Origin of the sequence: Bacillus sp. MZGC1 (assembly GCF_002998605.1) — a bacterium.
Taxonomy (GTDB): Bacteria; Bacillota; Bacilli; order Bacillales; family Bacillaceae; genus Bacillus.
In genome coordinates, this window is record NZ_PVRE01000001.1 from 1 (window position 1) to 16,081 (window position 16,081).

General features: G+C 39.9%; 13 protein-coding genes and 1 rRNA gene. 6 read left to right on the forward strand and 8 right to left on the reverse strand.

Going from position 1 to position 16,081, the window contains the following annotated elements; translation table 11 throughout:
* From C6Y06_RS00005 to dnaA, 8 genes are all read right to left on the reverse strand, one after another.
* Nucleotides 1-130, reverse strand: a 16S ribosomal RNA gene (locus C6Y06_RS00005); the annotation flags it as partial.
* A 363-nt stretch (nt 131-493) separates the two neighbouring features.
* A complete protein-coding gene (gene gyrA, locus C6Y06_RS00010; RefSeq protein WP_060597709.1) occupies nt 494-2,998 on the reverse strand; it encodes a DNA gyrase subunit A in 2,505 nt (834 codons plus the stop codon).
* A gap of 232 nt (nt 2,999-3,230) precedes the next feature.
* Nucleotides 3,231-5,147 (reverse strand): DNA topoisomerase (ATP-hydrolyzing) subunit B, encoded by a 1,917-nt coding sequence (gene gyrB / locus C6Y06_RS00015; RefSeq protein WP_060597746.1) that lies wholly within the window; start codon nt 5,145-5,147, stop codon nt 3,231-3,233.
* A 57-nt stretch (nt 5,148-5,204) separates the two neighbouring features.
* Entirely contained in the window at nt 5,205-5,450 is a 246-nt protein-coding gene (gene remB, locus C6Y06_RS00020) for an extracellular matrix regulator RemB (RefSeq protein WP_008360920.1), read from the reverse strand.
* A gap of 17 nt (nt 5,451-5,467) precedes the next feature.
* On the reverse strand, nt 5,468-6,580 hold the full coding sequence (gene recF, locus C6Y06_RS00025) for a DNA replication/repair protein RecF (protein WP_066031459.1): 1,113 nt from the start codon (nt 6,578-6,580) through the stop codon (nt 5,468-5,470).
* Nucleotides 6,581-6,596: 16 nt separating this feature from the next.
* Nucleotides 6,597-6,812 carry a S4 domain-containing protein YaaA gene (gene yaaA / locus C6Y06_RS00030; RefSeq protein ID WP_003215257.1) on the reverse strand — a complete coding sequence of 72 codons (216 nt, stop codon included), beginning with the start codon at nt 6,810-6,812 and terminating at the stop codon, nt 6,597-6,599.
* A gap of 150 nt (nt 6,813-6,962) precedes the next feature.
* Entirely contained in the window at nt 6,963-8,099 is a 1,137-nt protein-coding gene (dnaN, locus tag C6Y06_RS00035) for a DNA polymerase III subunit beta (RefSeq protein ID WP_034660670.1), read from the reverse strand.
* 196 nt (nt 8,100-8,295) lie between these two features.
* The gene (dnaA, locus tag C6Y06_RS00040; protein ID WP_034660669.1) at nt 8,296-9,636 is read right to left on the reverse strand and encodes a chromosomal replication initiator protein DnaA; all 1,341 of its coding nucleotides are present in this window, start codon (nt 9,634-9,636) and stop codon (nt 8,296-8,298) included.
* A 619-nt stretch (nt 9,637-10,255) separates the two neighbouring features.
* Between dnaA and rpmH the strand changes: the two genes are divergently transcribed.
* The 6 genes from rpmH (at nt 10,256) to mnmG (ending at nt 16,075) form a co-directional block, all read left to right on the forward strand.
* The gene (rpmH, locus tag C6Y06_RS00045) at nt 10,256-10,390 is read left to right on the forward strand and encodes a 50S ribosomal protein L34 (protein ID WP_008360908.1); all 135 of its coding nucleotides are present in this window, start codon (nt 10,256-10,258) and stop codon (nt 10,388-10,390) included.
* A gap of 78 nt (nt 10,391-10,468) precedes the next feature.
* Complete coding sequence (gene rnpA, locus C6Y06_RS00050; protein WP_034660668.1) at nt 10,469-10,828, forward strand: ribonuclease P protein component; 360 nt, start codon at nt 10,469-10,471, stop codon at nt 10,826-10,828.
* 158 nt (nt 10,829-10,986) lie between these two features.
* On the forward strand, nt 10,987-11,769 hold the full coding sequence (gene spoIIIJ, locus C6Y06_RS00055) for a YidC family membrane integrase SpoIIIJ (protein ID WP_095286180.1): 783 nt from the start codon (nt 10,987-10,989) through the stop codon (nt 11,767-11,769).
* Entirely contained in the window at nt 11,766-12,389 is a 624-nt protein-coding gene (gene jag / locus C6Y06_RS00060) for an RNA-binding cell elongation regulator Jag/EloR (RefSeq protein ID WP_066031460.1), read from the forward strand. Before spoIIIJ ends, jag begins: the two co-directional genes overlap by 4 nt.
* Nucleotides 12,390-12,791: 402 nt before the next feature.
* The gene (mnmE, locus tag C6Y06_RS00065; protein WP_106036334.1) at nt 12,792-14,171 is read left to right on the forward strand and encodes a tRNA uridine-5-carboxymethylaminomethyl(34) synthesis GTPase MnmE; all 1,380 of its coding nucleotides are present in this window, start codon (nt 12,792-12,794) and stop codon (nt 14,169-14,171) included.
* Between the two features lie 17 nt (nt 14,172-14,188).
* On the forward strand, nt 14,189-16,075 hold the full coding sequence (gene mnmG, locus C6Y06_RS00070; RefSeq protein ID WP_066031461.1) for a tRNA uridine-5-carboxymethylaminomethyl(34) synthesis enzyme MnmG: 1,887 nt from the start codon (nt 14,189-14,191) through the stop codon (nt 16,073-16,075).
* Nucleotides 16,076-16,081 lie beyond the last annotated feature (6 nt).

Consider the following 16,081-nt stretch of genomic DNA (forward strand, 5'->3'; position numbering starts at 1 on the left):
AGGTTACCCACGTGTTACTCACCCGTCCGCCGCTAACATCCGGGAGCAAGCTCCCTTCTGTCCGCTCGACTTGCATGTATTAGGCACGCCGCCAGCGTTCGTCCTGAGCCAGGATCAAACTCTCCGAAAAAGTACAAAACCGAAGTTTTGTTTTTCGTCAGCGTTTGACTGACTACCTATGATGTATCATAGGATTTTTTTATAAAAACTCGAATTAACAGGTACGTTTTGTCTTGTTTAGTTTTCAAAGAACTTGTGTGCCACTCTCTTAAAGCGACCACTTAAATATATCATGTATCTCTATCAACAGTCAACATTTTTCTTAAAAAACATTTTGTTTTTTAAGAAGTTTTTACTGAGAATGAGATAAAAAATAGAGCCTCTTTTTGCTCCTTTGAAAGATTAACACATATCTATGAAAAAAGCATTATAAATTTCAAAAAAAATGATGTTTTTTCAAAAAAAATAAAGCCGGTGAAGAACCGGCTTCATTTTACTCAGGTTGCTCTTGATCTGACTCTATATTTTCTACGTTCTCTTCACTAATCTCTTCATCGTCTTCTTGTGATTGTTCAACTAATGCCACTGTAGCGACATGTTCCTCATCACCGAGGCGGATTAGGCGGACACCTTGAGTGACTCGACCTGTTGTCGAAATGTCAGAAACGGCCATACGAATGATTACACCGCTTCCTGTAATAATCATCAAGTCTTCTTCGGCTTCAGCATTAGTTGCCTTCACTGTGACAAGCGGACCATTGTTATCAGTGATTTTGCACGTTTTAAGACCTTTACCTCCACGACTTTGAACACGGTATTCTTTTTCAGGGGTTAGTTTGCCATATCCTTTTTCAGTTACAATCAATACGTTTGCATCTGGCTCAAGGATTTCCATACCCACGACAATGTCATCTTCGGAAAGTGTGATACCTTTCACTCCAGCTGCCGTACGTCCCATTTCACGAACATCTGTCTCGTCAAAACGGATCAGCATCCCCTTTTTCGTTCCAATGATGATTTGTTTTTCTCCATTGGTTAAACGAACAGCCATCAGTTCATCTTCGTCACGAAGGCTGAGTGCAATAAGACCGTTGTTTCGAATGTTAGCAAACTGAGACAATGTCGTCCGTTTTGATACACCGTGTCTTGTTGTAAAGAAGAGATACGAATTTTCATCAAATTCGCTTACTGGAATAATGGCGTTAATCCATTCTCCCTTTTCTACTTCAAGAAGGTTAATGATCGGAATCCCTTTCGCTGTCCGTCCGAATTCAGGAATCTCATACCCTTTCGCACGATAAACCTTCCCTTTATTAGAGAAGAAAAGAATCGTATCGTGGGTCGATGTTGAAATCAACTGTTCAACGAAATCATCTTCGTTGGTTCCCATTCCTTGGACACCTTTACCGCCTCTTTTTTGACTGCGGTATGTTGATGCAGGGAGACGCTTGATATAACCATTATGCGTCAGCGTAATCACGATGTTCTCAACAGGAATCAAATCTTCGTCTTCAATTGTTTCAATACCCGCTGTCACAATTTCAGTCCGGCGCGTATCATTGAAGCGTTCTTTAATTTCTGTTAATTCTTCTCTAATGATTTCAAGTACTTTCTCATTGTCTGCTAAAATGGCTTTTAATTCAGCAATCAAATCAACAAGTCCTTTATATTCATCTTCTATCTTTTCTCGTTCTAGGCCAGTCAAACGCTGAAGTCGCATATCAAGAATGGCCTGTGCCTGTTTTTCAGACAAGCTATAGTTTTCCATCAAACCATTTCTAGCAATTTCCGCAGTTTGAGAGCCTCTAATTAAAGCAATGACTTCATCTAAGTGATCAAGTGCAATTCTGAGGCCTTCTAAAATGTGTGCTCTTGCTTCTGCTTTACGCAGCTCATACGCCGTTCTTCTGCGAATGATCACTTTTTGATGCTCTAGATAATACTCAAGACATTGTTTGAGGGACAAGACTTTCGGCTGTCCATCAACAAGTGCTAATAAGTTGATACCAAATGACGTTTGAAGTGTCGTTTGTTTATAAAGATTGTTTAATAGAACATGGACGTTTGCGTCTCTTCGCAGTTCAATGACAATACGCATACCATTACGATCTGATTCATCACGCAAATCTGTAATGCCATCAATCTTTTTATCACGCACAAGATCAGCAATTTTTTCAATCAAACGGGCTTTGTTGACTTGGTACGGGATCTCATTGATAACAATGCGCTGTTTACCGCTAGATGTTTCCTCAATATTCGATTTTGCTCTTAATGTAATAGAGCCGCGCCCTGTTTCATACGCCTTTCGAATACCACTTCGGCCAATGATTTGACCTGCTGTTGGGAAATCTGGCCCTGGGATGATATCCATAAGCTCCTGTGTTGTCATTTCCGGGTTTTGACTGATGGCCAATACCCCGTCAATCACTTCACCTAATTGGTGCGGCGGAATATTGGTCGCCATTCCTACAGCAATTCCTGTCGCTCCGTTGACCAATAAGTTCGGGAATCTTGCAGGCATCACCATTGGCTCTCTTTCACTGCCGTCATAGTTATCTTGATAATCAATGGTGTCCTTTGTGATATCACGGAGGATTTCCATAGAAATCTTCGATAGACGCGCCTCGGTATAACGCATCGCCGCTGCTCCGTCTCCATCGACTGAACCAAAGTTTCCATGACCATCAACTAACATATAACGATAGTTGAAGTCTTGCGCCATACGAACCATTGCTTCGTATACAGCGCTGTCACCGTGAGGGTGATACTTACCGATAACTTCCCCAACGATACGTGCAGATTTCTTAAATGGTTTATCACTTGTCATACCTAGGTCATTCATCGCATACAAAATTCTTCGATGCACGGGCTTTAATCCGTCTCGCACATCTGGTAATGCACGCGACACAATCACACTCATTGCATAATCTAAAAAGGACGTACGCATTTCTTGACTAATATTCACTTCGCGTACATTTGGTGTATGTTGTTCACTCACTATAAGAACCTCCCTTTACGTATCACATGAAATAAATTATGTGGGAGTAAAATATGTATTTATCTTCACAAGACTATTCTCCATTATATCAATAATCTCGTCTTTATACACATTTATTTACTAGAAAATCAACGAAAACACGAAAAAACAGGACATTGGTTATACGCCCCTATTTCTTGAAAAACAACCTTATTCCAAACAAGAAATAAGGTTGTTCTCAGTAGGGATCTATCTAAATATCGAGGTTTTTCACGTATTGCGCGTTTTCTTCGATAAAGTTTCTTCTCGGCTCTACTTTATCTCCCATGAGCATTTCAAATGTCTCATCAGCATCGATCGCATCCTCAAGTGTGACTTGAAGAAGTGTTCTCGCATCAGGATCCATTGTTGTTTCCCAAAGCTGAGTAGCATTCATCTCTCCAAGACCTTTATAACGCTGAAGTCCAGGTTTTGGTGTTTGAGGAAGTGATTTTAACAGCTCATCTAGCTGTTTGTCGTTATACACGTACTCAACACGTTTTCCTTGCTGCACTTTATATAAAGGCGGCTGTGCAATATACACATAACCGTTTTCAATAATTTCACGCATGTAGCGATAGAAGAATGTTAAAAGCAGCGTTCGAATGTGCGCTCCATCCACATCGGCATCCGTCATGATCACAACTTTGTGATAGCGAGCTTTCTCTAAAGTGAAGTCTTCTCCGATTCCAGTTCCTAATGCTGTAATCATTGAGCGAACCTCGTTGTTCGATAGAATTTTATCTAGTCGCGCTTTTTCAACGTTTAGGATCTTCCCTCTTAACGGTAAGATCGCTTGGAAGTGACGATCACGGCCTTGTTTAGCAGATCCGCCCGCAGAATCTCCCTCTACGATATAGAGTTCAGAGATGGAAGGGTCTTTAGAAGAACAGTCCGCCAGTTTCCCCGGTAAGCTGGAGACTTCCAGTGCACTTTTACGTCTTGTCAGCTCACGTGCCTTTTTGGCAGCCATTCTCGCACGAGCTGCCATCACACCTTTCTCCACAATTTTCTTTGCAGCATCAGGATTCTCTAAGAGGAATTTCTCAAGTGCTTCAGAGAAAAGGGAGTCGGTAATGGTTCTTGCTTCTGAGTTCCCAAGCTTTGTCTTCGTTTGTCCTTCGAATTGAGGATCTGGATGTTTGATGGAGATAATGGCTGTTAAGCCTTCTCGCACATCTTCACCGCTCAAATTCGAGTCTCCATCTTTGAATACGCCATTTTTACGAGCATAATCATTGATAACACGCGTCAAACCTGTTTTAAAGCCTGCTTCGTGCGTTCCGCCTTCATACGTGTTGATATTGTTGGCGAAGGAATAGATGTTGCTTGAATAGGAATCGTTATATTGTAATGCCACTTCAATCGTGATTCCGTCTTTTTCACCTTCGATGTAAACGGGTTCTTCATGAACGACTTCTTTTGAGCGATTTAAATGTTCTACATAGCTCTTAATACCGCCTTCATAGCAGTATTCATTTCGTCGTTCTTTACCTTCACGTAAATCTTCAATAATGATGTTTACACCTTTTGTTAAGAAAGCTAACTCACGTACACGGTTGGCAAGTGTGTCGTAATCAAATTCAATGGTTTCAGTAAAAATTTCTGGATCTGGCACAAAATGAGTGGTTGTCCCTGTAACATCTGTTTCACCAATGATCTCTAAATCTCCAGCTGGAACACCGCGTTTGAATTGTTGATAATGAATTTTCCCGTCACGATATACGGTCACGTCTAAGGTCGTAGATAACGCATTAACAACAGATGCCCCTACGCCATGCAGACCGCCAGATACTTTATAACCGCTGCCGTCAAATTTACCGCCAGCGTGAAGAACAGTCATAATGACCTCTACAGCAGGACGTCCCATTTTCTCATGAATCCCAACCGGAATCCCGCGGCCATTATCTTTCACTGTAATGCTATTATCCTTTTCAATTTGCACCGTAATATCTGTGCAATATCCAGCTAAAGCCTCATCAATACTGTTGTCGACAATTTCCCATACAAGATGGTGAAGTCCTTTTGCACTGGTTGACCCGATGTACATTCCTGGACGTTTTCTAACAGCTTCTAGTCCTTCGAGCACCTGTATCTGATTTTCATCATAACTATTATGTTGCTGTTCCATTGCCACGTACATTCACCTACACTTTTCTTAAACGATATATTTATATGAATTGAGCTTTTAGACTTCAATTTCAATCACAAATGAAGCACGTTTTTTGAGCGTGCTTGAGGAAAGAGGAGAGTAATAAACAGATTCAGTTGTGACGACGATGGATTTGGGTGTTCCTTGTGATAACGAAATGATTTGTTCTTCTTGTTTTTGGAGAAACTCTTCTACAACAGAAGACGACCTCATTTTGTAATCAACAATTGCGACAATCTCTCGTGTAGAAACAACACAATCATCACCTAAATGAATATACAAGACTCACACCTCATTTATCAGTCAATTACTTTTCCACTGGCTACTCTGAAAATTTCCGCTTCTTTCAAGGTGGCGTGATCGATGCCTTCAACACTTGTTGTGGTGACGAAGGTCTGTACACGTCCCTGAATGGTATGGAGCAAATGAGACTGTCTGTAATCATCAAGTTCAGATAAAACATCATCGAGTAGAAGAATGGGATATTCTCCGATTTCTTCATGTATCAGGTCGATTTCTGCCAGCTTTAGTGAAAGAGCTGTTGTTCTTTGCTGCCCTTGAGAGCCATATGTCTGAACATCCCGACCATTCACAAAGAAAAGAAGGTCATCTCTGTGAGGTCCCCACAGTGTCACTCCTCGGTCTATTTCTCTGTCTCTTAGTTTCTGAAACGATTCTTCATAGCTATTCTTTATTTTCGACAAGTCTGACGCTTCTGATACCTCTATCGAAGTCTGGTATTGGAGCGTGAGTGTTTCTAGCTCTCTAGAAATGCCAAAATGCAACGGCTGCGCCCATTTCTCGAGCTGTTTCGTAAAAGTCAGTCGTCTTTTGACAACTTTCGCTGCCGCATCAATCAACTGCTCTGTTAAAACCTCCAGCATCGCTTGATCCGTTTGCTTTCTTGTCTGCAATTGTTTCAAGTAATGATTCCGCTGAGAGAGGATTTTTTGATAGAGCGATAAATCATGCAAGTAGACAGCCGAAACTTGTCCAATCTCCATATCGAGGAATCTTCTGCGGATTTGCGGGCTGCCCTTCACAAGACTTAAGTCCTCTGGTGCAAACATGATGGTGTTTAACGCACCAACATAATGACTGAGCTTCTGTTGTTCAATGTGATTGACCTTGCCCTTTTTCCCTTTTTTTGAGATCACGAGCTGCATTGGGAGTGGACCATTTTTTTTGATGACTCTACCTTCTATTTTAGCATAGTCTTGGTCCCATCGGATAAGTTCTTTATCATTTGACGTACGATGCGACTTTGCCATCGACAATACATAGATCGCTTCCATCAAGTTCGTTTTACCTTGGGCATTCTCACCGATCATGACATTCACCTTGTTGTCGAATTGAAGCTCAGTGTGTTCATAGTTTCGGTATGAAGTTAACGCCAGACTTTGAATGTACATGTATTGTCACCCGTTTCTAATTCACAACTTGAAATGTGCCATAACCTTCTATCTCGACAACATCTCCTGGGTATAGTTTGCGTCCCCGTCTATTATCTGGCTCTTGATTAATGAACACCTCATGTTCACTTAAAAACCATTTCGCCATTCCGCCAGATTGGATGACTTCGGCTAATTTCAAAAACTGCCCTAATGTAATCATTTCTTTCTCAATGGTTATAAGATTAGGCATTATATCGACCTCTTTCAATATCACTAATATCTAATTGTACTAAAAAACAAGACAAGAAGGAAAGGGGGAAAGCGAACTAGGATGAAAGAAAGCATGGTAAACGAGAAGAAAAGCTGCTGTGTGAGTGCACAGCAGCTATTTTAGATTGGATTAATATGTTCTGACTGGGAGAATCAACTGCAAGATTGAATCATCATTTGGCGTGCGCAACAGGAACGGTCTCATGGCACCAGTGAAGCTTACATGAATTTCTGTTCCCTCTAATACTTTTAACGCATCCAGCATATATTTTGGACTGAAGGAGATTTTGAGGTCCTCCCCTTTAATGTCATCTGCTTGAACCGTTTCGACTACTTTACCGATTTCAGGTGAATTAGAAGAAATCTCAAGGCTTTGTTCAGGATCAGCCGACAGCTTTACGACATTATTGCGTCCTTCTCTTGCCAAAAGTGATGCACGGTCAATGGCTTGAAGGAATTCCTTCGTGTTGACCACGACATCCGTTTTACTTTCCTGCGGGATCAGGCGAGCTGTATCTGGATAATTACCATCCAGCAATCTTGAGAAGAATAACACGTTTTGTGCTTTAAAGAGAACTTGCGTTTCTGTAATCACGATGCTCACAAGATCTTGTCCGTCATCAAGGATTCTACTTAGCTCTGTTAAACTCTTCCCTGGAATTACAACATTGTATGAGCTTTCCTCGTCAATATCCAACTTCGCTTTTCTTAAAGCAAGACGGTGGCTATCCGTCGCCGTGCATATTAATTCACCTTTCTCTACCTTCCAGTTTACACCTGTCAAGATAGGTCGTGTTTCTGAGGTGGACACTGCAAAAACGGTTTGACGAATTAAGTTTTTAAGCAAATCTGTCGGGACTTGAAATGCATGATGCTCTTCAATTTGCGGCAGATGCGGATATTCCTCAGCATCTAAGCCGTTTAAGTTAAATTCCGCTGAACCAGAACGGATGATCGTGAGGTGATTTTGTTCTACTTCAATTTCGACAGTAGCCATTGGCAGTTTCTTCACAATTTCACTAAAGAAGCGGGCCTGAAGCACAATACTCCCTGGACGGTCAATCGTGATTACTTCTAAATCTCCATCTCTTTGAGGAATAAAGGATTCAATTGAGATATCAGAGTCGCTTCCTGTGAGAGAAACCCCCTCATCAGATGCAACAATTTTAATCCCTGTCAAAATAGGTATCGTTGTTCTAGAGGATACGGCCTTTAATACATCTTGGACACTTTCGACAAGACGATCTTTTTGAATCGTGAATTTCATAGTGGTCCTCCTAAATTTTCTTAATGACATGTATATATATTTTATTAATAAAAATCGTAGAAGTAATAGTAGGGCTTGTGAATATGTGGATAAGTCGGTAAAAAGAAAGGAAAGACAGCCTATCCACATGTGGACAGACTGTGTATGACTATGCTCTAGTTATTCACATTTTCCCGTACTTATTATATCAGCTTGGTTATTTTAATTGTTCTTTGATTTCTTTCACATGCTGCTGAAGCTGTTCATCCTCAACCATTAATTTCGAAATCTTCTCATGAGCATGAATGACAGTCGTATGATCACGACCTCCAAATTCTTCTCCTATTTTAGGCAGAGAGGAATCGGTCATTTCTCTAGAGAGATACATGGCAATTTGTCTTGGATAAGCAACTGACTTCGTACGTTTCTTCGCTTTGAAATCCTCTAAGCGAATATTAAATTGCTGCCCTACAATTCTTTGAATATCTTTAATTGTAATGACTCTTGGCTTCGATGAAGGAATGATGTCCTTTAGGGCCTCAGCTGCTAGATCCGCATTGATGTCTTTATTAATTAAAGAAGAGTAAGCAACGACACGAATCAAAGCACCCTCCAGTTCACGAATGTTGCTGTCGATTTGATTGGCAATATAAAGCATGACTTCATTCGGAATGTCTAAGCCTTCTGCTTTTGCCTTTTTTCGCAAAATTGCAATACGTGTTTCTAAATCTGGCGGGGTAATGTCTGTGATTAAGCCCCATTCGAATCGAGAGCGTAATCTGTCTTCAAGTGTCGGAATTTCTTTCGGCGGCCGGTCACTAGAAATGACGATTTGCTTACTTTCTTCGTGAAGTGTGTTGAATGTATGGAAAAACTCTTCTTGTGTTTGTTCTTTTCCTGCTAAAAATTGAATATCATCTATCAAAAGCACATCTACATTCCGATAGCGATTACGGAAATCGACAGCTTTGTTGTCTCGGATTGAGTTGATAAATTCATTTGTAAATTTTTCAGATGATAGATAGACCACTTTGGCTGATGGATTATGGTCGATGACATAATGACCAATCGCATGCATCAAGTGAGTCTTTCCTAAACCAACGCCCCCATAAATAAAGAGCGGGTTATATGCTTTTGCCGGTGCTTCCGCAACTGCAAGTGAAGCGGCATGCGCAAATCGGTTGCCTGAACCAATAACAAAAGTATCAAATGTATATTTTGGATTCAGCATATTTTGTGGAATATCAACGGCCTCTTCTTTAGACATTTTTTTAATTGGAGACTTTGGCATGGCTTCTACTTCATCCTGATTTTGAGGAATAATAAATTTAATGCTGAGCTCTTCACCTGTCAGTTCGTAGATGGTATCAGCAATTAAGTGGAGATATCTTGATTCCAGCCAGTCTCTAGCAAATTCATTAGGTGCAGTAATTGTAAGCGTATCGCCTTGAAGAGAATGGGCTTTTGTCGATTTCATCCATGTCTCAAAACTGGGTTTGCTCAACTTTGTCTCTATTTTTTGAAGTGCTTTATTCCACAGATCCAAAATATTTTCCATAAGGCTTCTCCCCCCTCCTTTTCTTTATAAAATGACCAATATCAAACTGTTATAGAACACGAAAAAGAGCAAATGGTCATCACCATTCGTGCACATACGTTGTTGAAAACAAATAATATAGTAGAAAAACGTCTTTTCGACAAATTACACAGTCTGTGGATAAATAATTCAACAGCCTGTGTAATATCTTTCCACAGCTTATCCACAATTTGTGGATAACGCAAATAGGTCAGATAAGTAATTAAGAGTTAAAACACAAATATAATATCAAAATAAACAAGATGGTGCAATGGGTGTCACAAACTTATCCACACACTTTACATCCTGTTGAAAAATAATTATCCACATCGGTTATTTGTGTGAAAAAAATGTCGATAATGGATGTGGATAGTCTAAATATGCCGGAAAAATATCCACACCCTTGTTTTGCAGGCCTTTTAGGAGGAAAAAAGAATAAAATGCTGGAAACTGAAAAAGAAGGTTTCTTCGTTTGATAAATTATGTTATGCTTATAAGGTTGATAATAAGAGTTTTATCATTGATATTGACAATCGATGGGTTACACAAATATAATGAGTTAGACTGTCTTAAACAGCTATTCCTCAGGGAGGTGTCATAAATGAAAAGAACGTTTCAACCAAATAACCGTAAGCGTAGTAAAGTTCATGGCTTCCGCAGCCGTATGAGTTCTAAAAACGGACGTCTAGTTTTAAAGCGACGCCGCAGCAAAGGTAGAAAAAAATTATCAGCTTAGGCCACTGAATAATGTCAGTGGTCTTTTTTACATAAAATCGTAAATGAACTGTCAGTTTTTATCGGAGTGGAAGAAAACATGAAGAAGCGAAACAGGCTAAAAAAAAATGAAGAGTTTCAAAAAGTGTTCAGAAAAGGTCAATCAATGGCGAATCGTCAATTCGTTATTTACCAGCTGGATCAACCAAATCAAGATGAACTGCGTTTGGGATTGTCTGTCAGTAAGAAGATTGGTAATGCAGTGATGAGAAATCGAATTAAACGACTGATCCGCCAGGTGTTTTTAGAGGAAGGTCATAAGTTAAAGCAAGAAAAAGACTACATTGTCATTGCAAGAAAACCAGCAAGTGAATTGACCTTTGAAGAAACAAAGAAGTCTCTCCAACATTTATTTAGAAAATCCGCTGTTTATCAACAACAACCGAAAAAGTCTTCGTAATAGAAACTTTCGTTGAATCAATTTTTAAAAGCGCTTCCTTCATCTAGTGAATTAAAATGAAACCACCACTTTGTAATGAAAAAATGTTACCATACTGGTTAGGTGAGTCACTTTCGTAATCAATTCCAACTTAAATAAAGTTTGAAGTAATGGGAGGAATCTTGTTGAAAAGGCGATTATTACTAATATTTAGCTTGATTGGCGTGTTGGTTCTATTGGCAGGATGTACACAAATCAATGAACCAATCACATCAGATAGTAAGGGATTCTGGAATTCTTATATTGTTTACCCGCTATCTCAATTAATCACGTACATGGCAAATTTGACTGGTGAAAACTACGGGGTTGCGATCATTATTGTGACACTGTTAATCCGCTTGCTCATTTTACCATTAATGATTAAGCAGTTAAGAAGTACAAAAGCAATGCAAGCATTGCAGCCTGAATTGAAAAAGCTTCGTGAAAAATATAGCTCTAAAGACCAAAAAACTCAGCAGCAGCTTCAGCAGGAAACAATGGCCCTTTTCCAAAAAAATGGCGTCAATCCATTAGCTGGATGTTTCCCGATTTTAATTCAGATGCCAATCCTAATTGGTTTTTATCATGCGATTATGAGAACAGCAGAAATTAAAAAGCATACATTCTTATGGTTTGACTTAGGCAGTCCAGATCCATTGTTCCTATTACCGATCATTGCGGGGGTAGCTACTTTCATTCAGCAAAAACTGATGATGGCTGGAAATCCTTCGGACAACCCTCAAATGGCTATCATGCTATGGGTTATGCCGATTATGATCATTGTATTTGCCATTAGTTTCCCAGCAGCACTTTCATTGTACTGGGTTGTAGGTAACATTTTCATGATCATCCAAACATTAGTGATTAAAACTCCTCAAGTAAAATTGGATACAAAAGAAAAAGCTGGCGGGAATAAAAAATGAAGGAAATAACTGCTGTCGGTCGCACAATCGAAGAAGCAGTAGATTCCGGACTTAAACAAATTCAGCTTCTAAAAGAAGAAGTAGATATCACAATAGTTGATGAAGGAAATAAAGGTTTCTTAGGATTATTTGGCAAAAGACAAGCTGTAGTCAAGTTGATAGAAAAGAGAAATGCTCTTAAATTAGCTACACAGTATTTAGATAATATTGTTAAATCAATTGATCCTAAAGCGAAGATTGTTTCCAAAAAGGAACCGAAAAAGATTTCTTTCCACATTGATGGAGATAAAACGTCATTAATGATTGGAAAAAGAGGACAAACTTTGTACTCTTTAGAAACATTGGTACAGTTAGTGTTTAATCGCTATTCTGATCAGTATCATCATATTACCATTGATATTGGAGATTATAGGAAGAAGCGACAAGAAGCACTTGAACAATATGCCATCAAGACAGCAAACAGAGTTTTAAAAACGAAGAGAAAGGTTCATTTAGAACCAATGCCTTCTAATGAACGAAAAGTAATTCATGATACGATCGCCGCATTTTCTAAAGAACTTGCAACGGCATCGGAAGATACAGGCAGCAAGCGTCATGTTGTGGTGCTGTATAAAAAATAACAGAAAGGCTAGAATTCAGCAAAGCTGGATTTTAGTCTTTTTTTATTGAAAAATTGTCTTTCTATAGAAGATTCATCCTTTATTTCTAAAAAATTAGTGTGTGATATGAGTGGAAAACGCCATTTTTACAAGTAAGCAAAGGGATCAGGGCGTTTAAATTTATTGGATTTCGGTGTAAGATGTGAAGATAAGTTTAGAACGTCGTTATTCACATGTGGATAAGTTAAGTGTTAAAATAGATAGGATGCAAAGCTGTGGATAATTAGATATGGGATACTTTCACTTCGCTTTCATTTATGGTATCTTTAAATTTTGGATTAAGCGTTTTTAATATAGAGATGGACAACGTCCATTTAATAGATAAAAGACTGTCTATTAAGTAGAGAAAGAGGTGATTGAGTGATGGATACAATTGCAGCCATTTCTACACCGATGGGTGAAGGAGCAATTGCGATTATTCGTTTAAGTGGGCCTGATGCGGTACAGATCGCTGATCGGATGTATAAAGGGCCTAAGGAGAAAAAACTTGTATCAGTGGATTCCCATACAATTCATTATGGTCATATTGTGGATTCAAGTACTGATCAAGTAATAGAAGAGGTCATGGTGTCAGTACTTCGAGCGCCAAAAACATTTACGAGAGAAGACGTTATTGAGATTAACTGCCATGGCGGAATTGTAACGGTCAATAAAGTATTGCAGCTTGCTTTAAGAGAAGGAGCAAGATTAGCGGAGCCAGGTGAGTTCACAAAACGTGCTTTCTTAAATGGAAGAATAGATCTTTCGCAAGCAGAGGCTGTCATGGACTTGATTCGGGCAAAGACTGATCGTGCGATGAACGTAGCAATCACTCAAATGGAGGGACGCCTCTCCGGTTTGGTTCAGCGACTGCGCGGCGAGATCCTAGAAACACTGGCGCATATTGAAGTCAATATTGACTACCCTGAGTATGACGATGTTGAAGAAATGACACATCGCATCTTAGTGGAAAAAGCGACATCGGTCAAAAAAGAAATTGAGTCGCTGCTCTCGACTTCTCAGCAAGGGAAAATCCTTCGAGAGGGCTTATCCACTGTGATTATAGGAAGGCCGAATGTTGGAAAGTCTTCCTTGCTGAATAGCCTTGTACAGGAAACAAAGGCGATTGTCACAGATATTCCTGGAACTACCAGAGATGTCATTGAGGAATATGTGAATGTAAGAGGTGTACCTCTTCGTCTAGTCGATACTGCGGGTATACGTGAGACTGAGGACATTGTTGAGCGTATAGGGGTTGAACGATCTAGACAGGTCTTAAAAGAAGCTGACCTGATTTTACTTGTGCTCAATTATAGCGAAGAATTATCAGAAGAAGATATGAAGCTTTTTGAGGCTGTCTCAGGTATGGATATCATCGTGATTGTGAATAAGACAGACCTTGAGCCTAAGCTTGATGTAGAAAAGGTCAAGCAGTTAGCGAAGGATCGTCCGGTCGTCACCACATCATTATTACAAGAAAAGGGCATTGATGAGCTTGAAATGGCGATTCAATCACTGTTCTTCACTGGATCAATTGAAAGTGGAGATTTAACGTATGTAAGTAATACAAGGCATATTGCCCTCCTTCAGGCAGCAAAACAATCAATTGAGGATGCTCTTGAAGGCATTGAAATGGACGTACCGATCGACATTGTTCAAATAGATTTAACACGCTGCTGGGAACAGCTCGGTGAAATTATAGGAGATGCTGTTCATGAAAGCTTGATTGATCAGCTATTCTCTCAATTCTGTTTAGGAAAGTAAAGGGAGGAACATAAGAAATGGGTTATGAAGCTGGCAATTATGACGTAATCGTCGTGGGTGCCGGTCATGCTGGGGTTGAGGCTGCCCTTGCTTCTGCAAGACAGGGCGCTAAAACACTTGTATTGACTATCAACCTCGATATGGTTGCTTTTATGCCATGTAATCCGTCCGTAGGCGGTCCTGCAAAAGGGATTGTCGTTAGAGAAATTGATGCACTGGGCGGAGAAATGGCACGAAATATAGATAAGACGCATATTCAAATGCGCATGCTGAATACGGGGAAAGGACCTGCTGTCCGTGCGTTAAGAGCGCAAGCAGATAAGTTCCAATATCAGCATGAAATGAAAAAAACAATGGAAAATGAACCGAACCTGACAATGCTTCAAGGTATGGTGGATCATTTAATTGTAGAAGATGATGAATGTAAAGGTGTCGTTACCCAAACAGGAGCAAACTATCGTGCGAAGTCTGTTGTATTAACGACTGGGACTTTCTTAAAAGGCCGCATTATTTTAGGGGATCTATCGTATTCAAGTGGTCCTAATAACCAGCAGCCATCAATCAAATTATCGGATCACCTAGCAGAGTTAGGATTCGATTTGGTTCGCTTTAAAACAGGAACACCTCCTCGAGTGAATAGTCACTCGATTGACTATAGTAAAACAGAAATTCAACCAGGTGATGATGTTCCGCGGGCGTTCTCCTATGAAACGGTTGAATATATTACAGACCAACTGCCATGCTGGTTAACATATACGAGTTTAGAAACACATCAAATTATTGATGAGAATCTTCACCGTTCTCCAATGTATTCAGGTATGATTAAAGGAACTGGTCCTAGATACTGCCCTTCCATTGAAGATAAAGTGGTTCGTTTCAATGACAAACCGAGACATCAAATTTTCTTAGAGCCAGAAGGTCGTAATACGCAGGAAGTGTATGTTCAAGGATTGTCTACAAGTCTTCCAGAGGATGTACAGCAGCGCATGCTTTCCACCATCCCAGGGCTCGAAAATGTACAAATGATGAGAGCGGGTTATGCCATTGAGTATGATGCAATTGTGCCTACTCAGTTGTGGCCTACACTTGAGACGAAGAAAATTTCTGGATTATATACAGCGGGCCAAATTAATGGTACATCTGGCTATGAGGAAGCAGCAGGTCAAGGAATTATGGCAGGTATTAATGCAGGAAGAAAAGCATTGGGTAAAGAAGAAGTCATTTTAAGCCGATCTGATGCATATATCGGTGTTCTCATTGATGACCTTGTCACAAAGGGAACAAATGAACCTTACCGTCTTTTGACATCCCGTGCAGAGTATCGTTTGCTTCTTCGTCATGACAATGCGGATTTAAGATTAACTGAACTTGGCTATCATATTGGATTAATTTCTCAAGAAAGATTCCAGACATTCCAGCAGAAAAAAGAAGCCATTGAAGCAGAGAAAAAACGTTTATATTCTGTCATCATCAAACCTACAGCAGAGACACAAGAATTTATTCGTTCACTTGGTGGAAGTGAGCTGAAGGACGGTATTCGTGCAAGTGATTTGATGAAGCGTCCAGAAATGAACTATGAATCTGTTGTGACGTTAGCTCCTGCTGAAACACCACTTCCTTCTGATGTGTGTGAGCAGGTAGAGATTCAAATTAAATACGAAGGATATATTGAAAAGTCACTCCAACAAGTTGAAAAGCTGAAAAAGATGGAGAACAAAAAGATTCCTGATCGTATTGATTATGATGCCATCAAAGGGATTGCAACTGAAGCGAAACAAAAGCTGAAAGAAGTCCGACCGCTTTCTGTTGCACAGGCTTCTCGTATTTCAGGCGTTAACCCTGCTGATATTTCTATCCTTTTAGTATATTTAGAGCAGGGACGTATTGCGAAGATAGCAGAATAGAAAGGA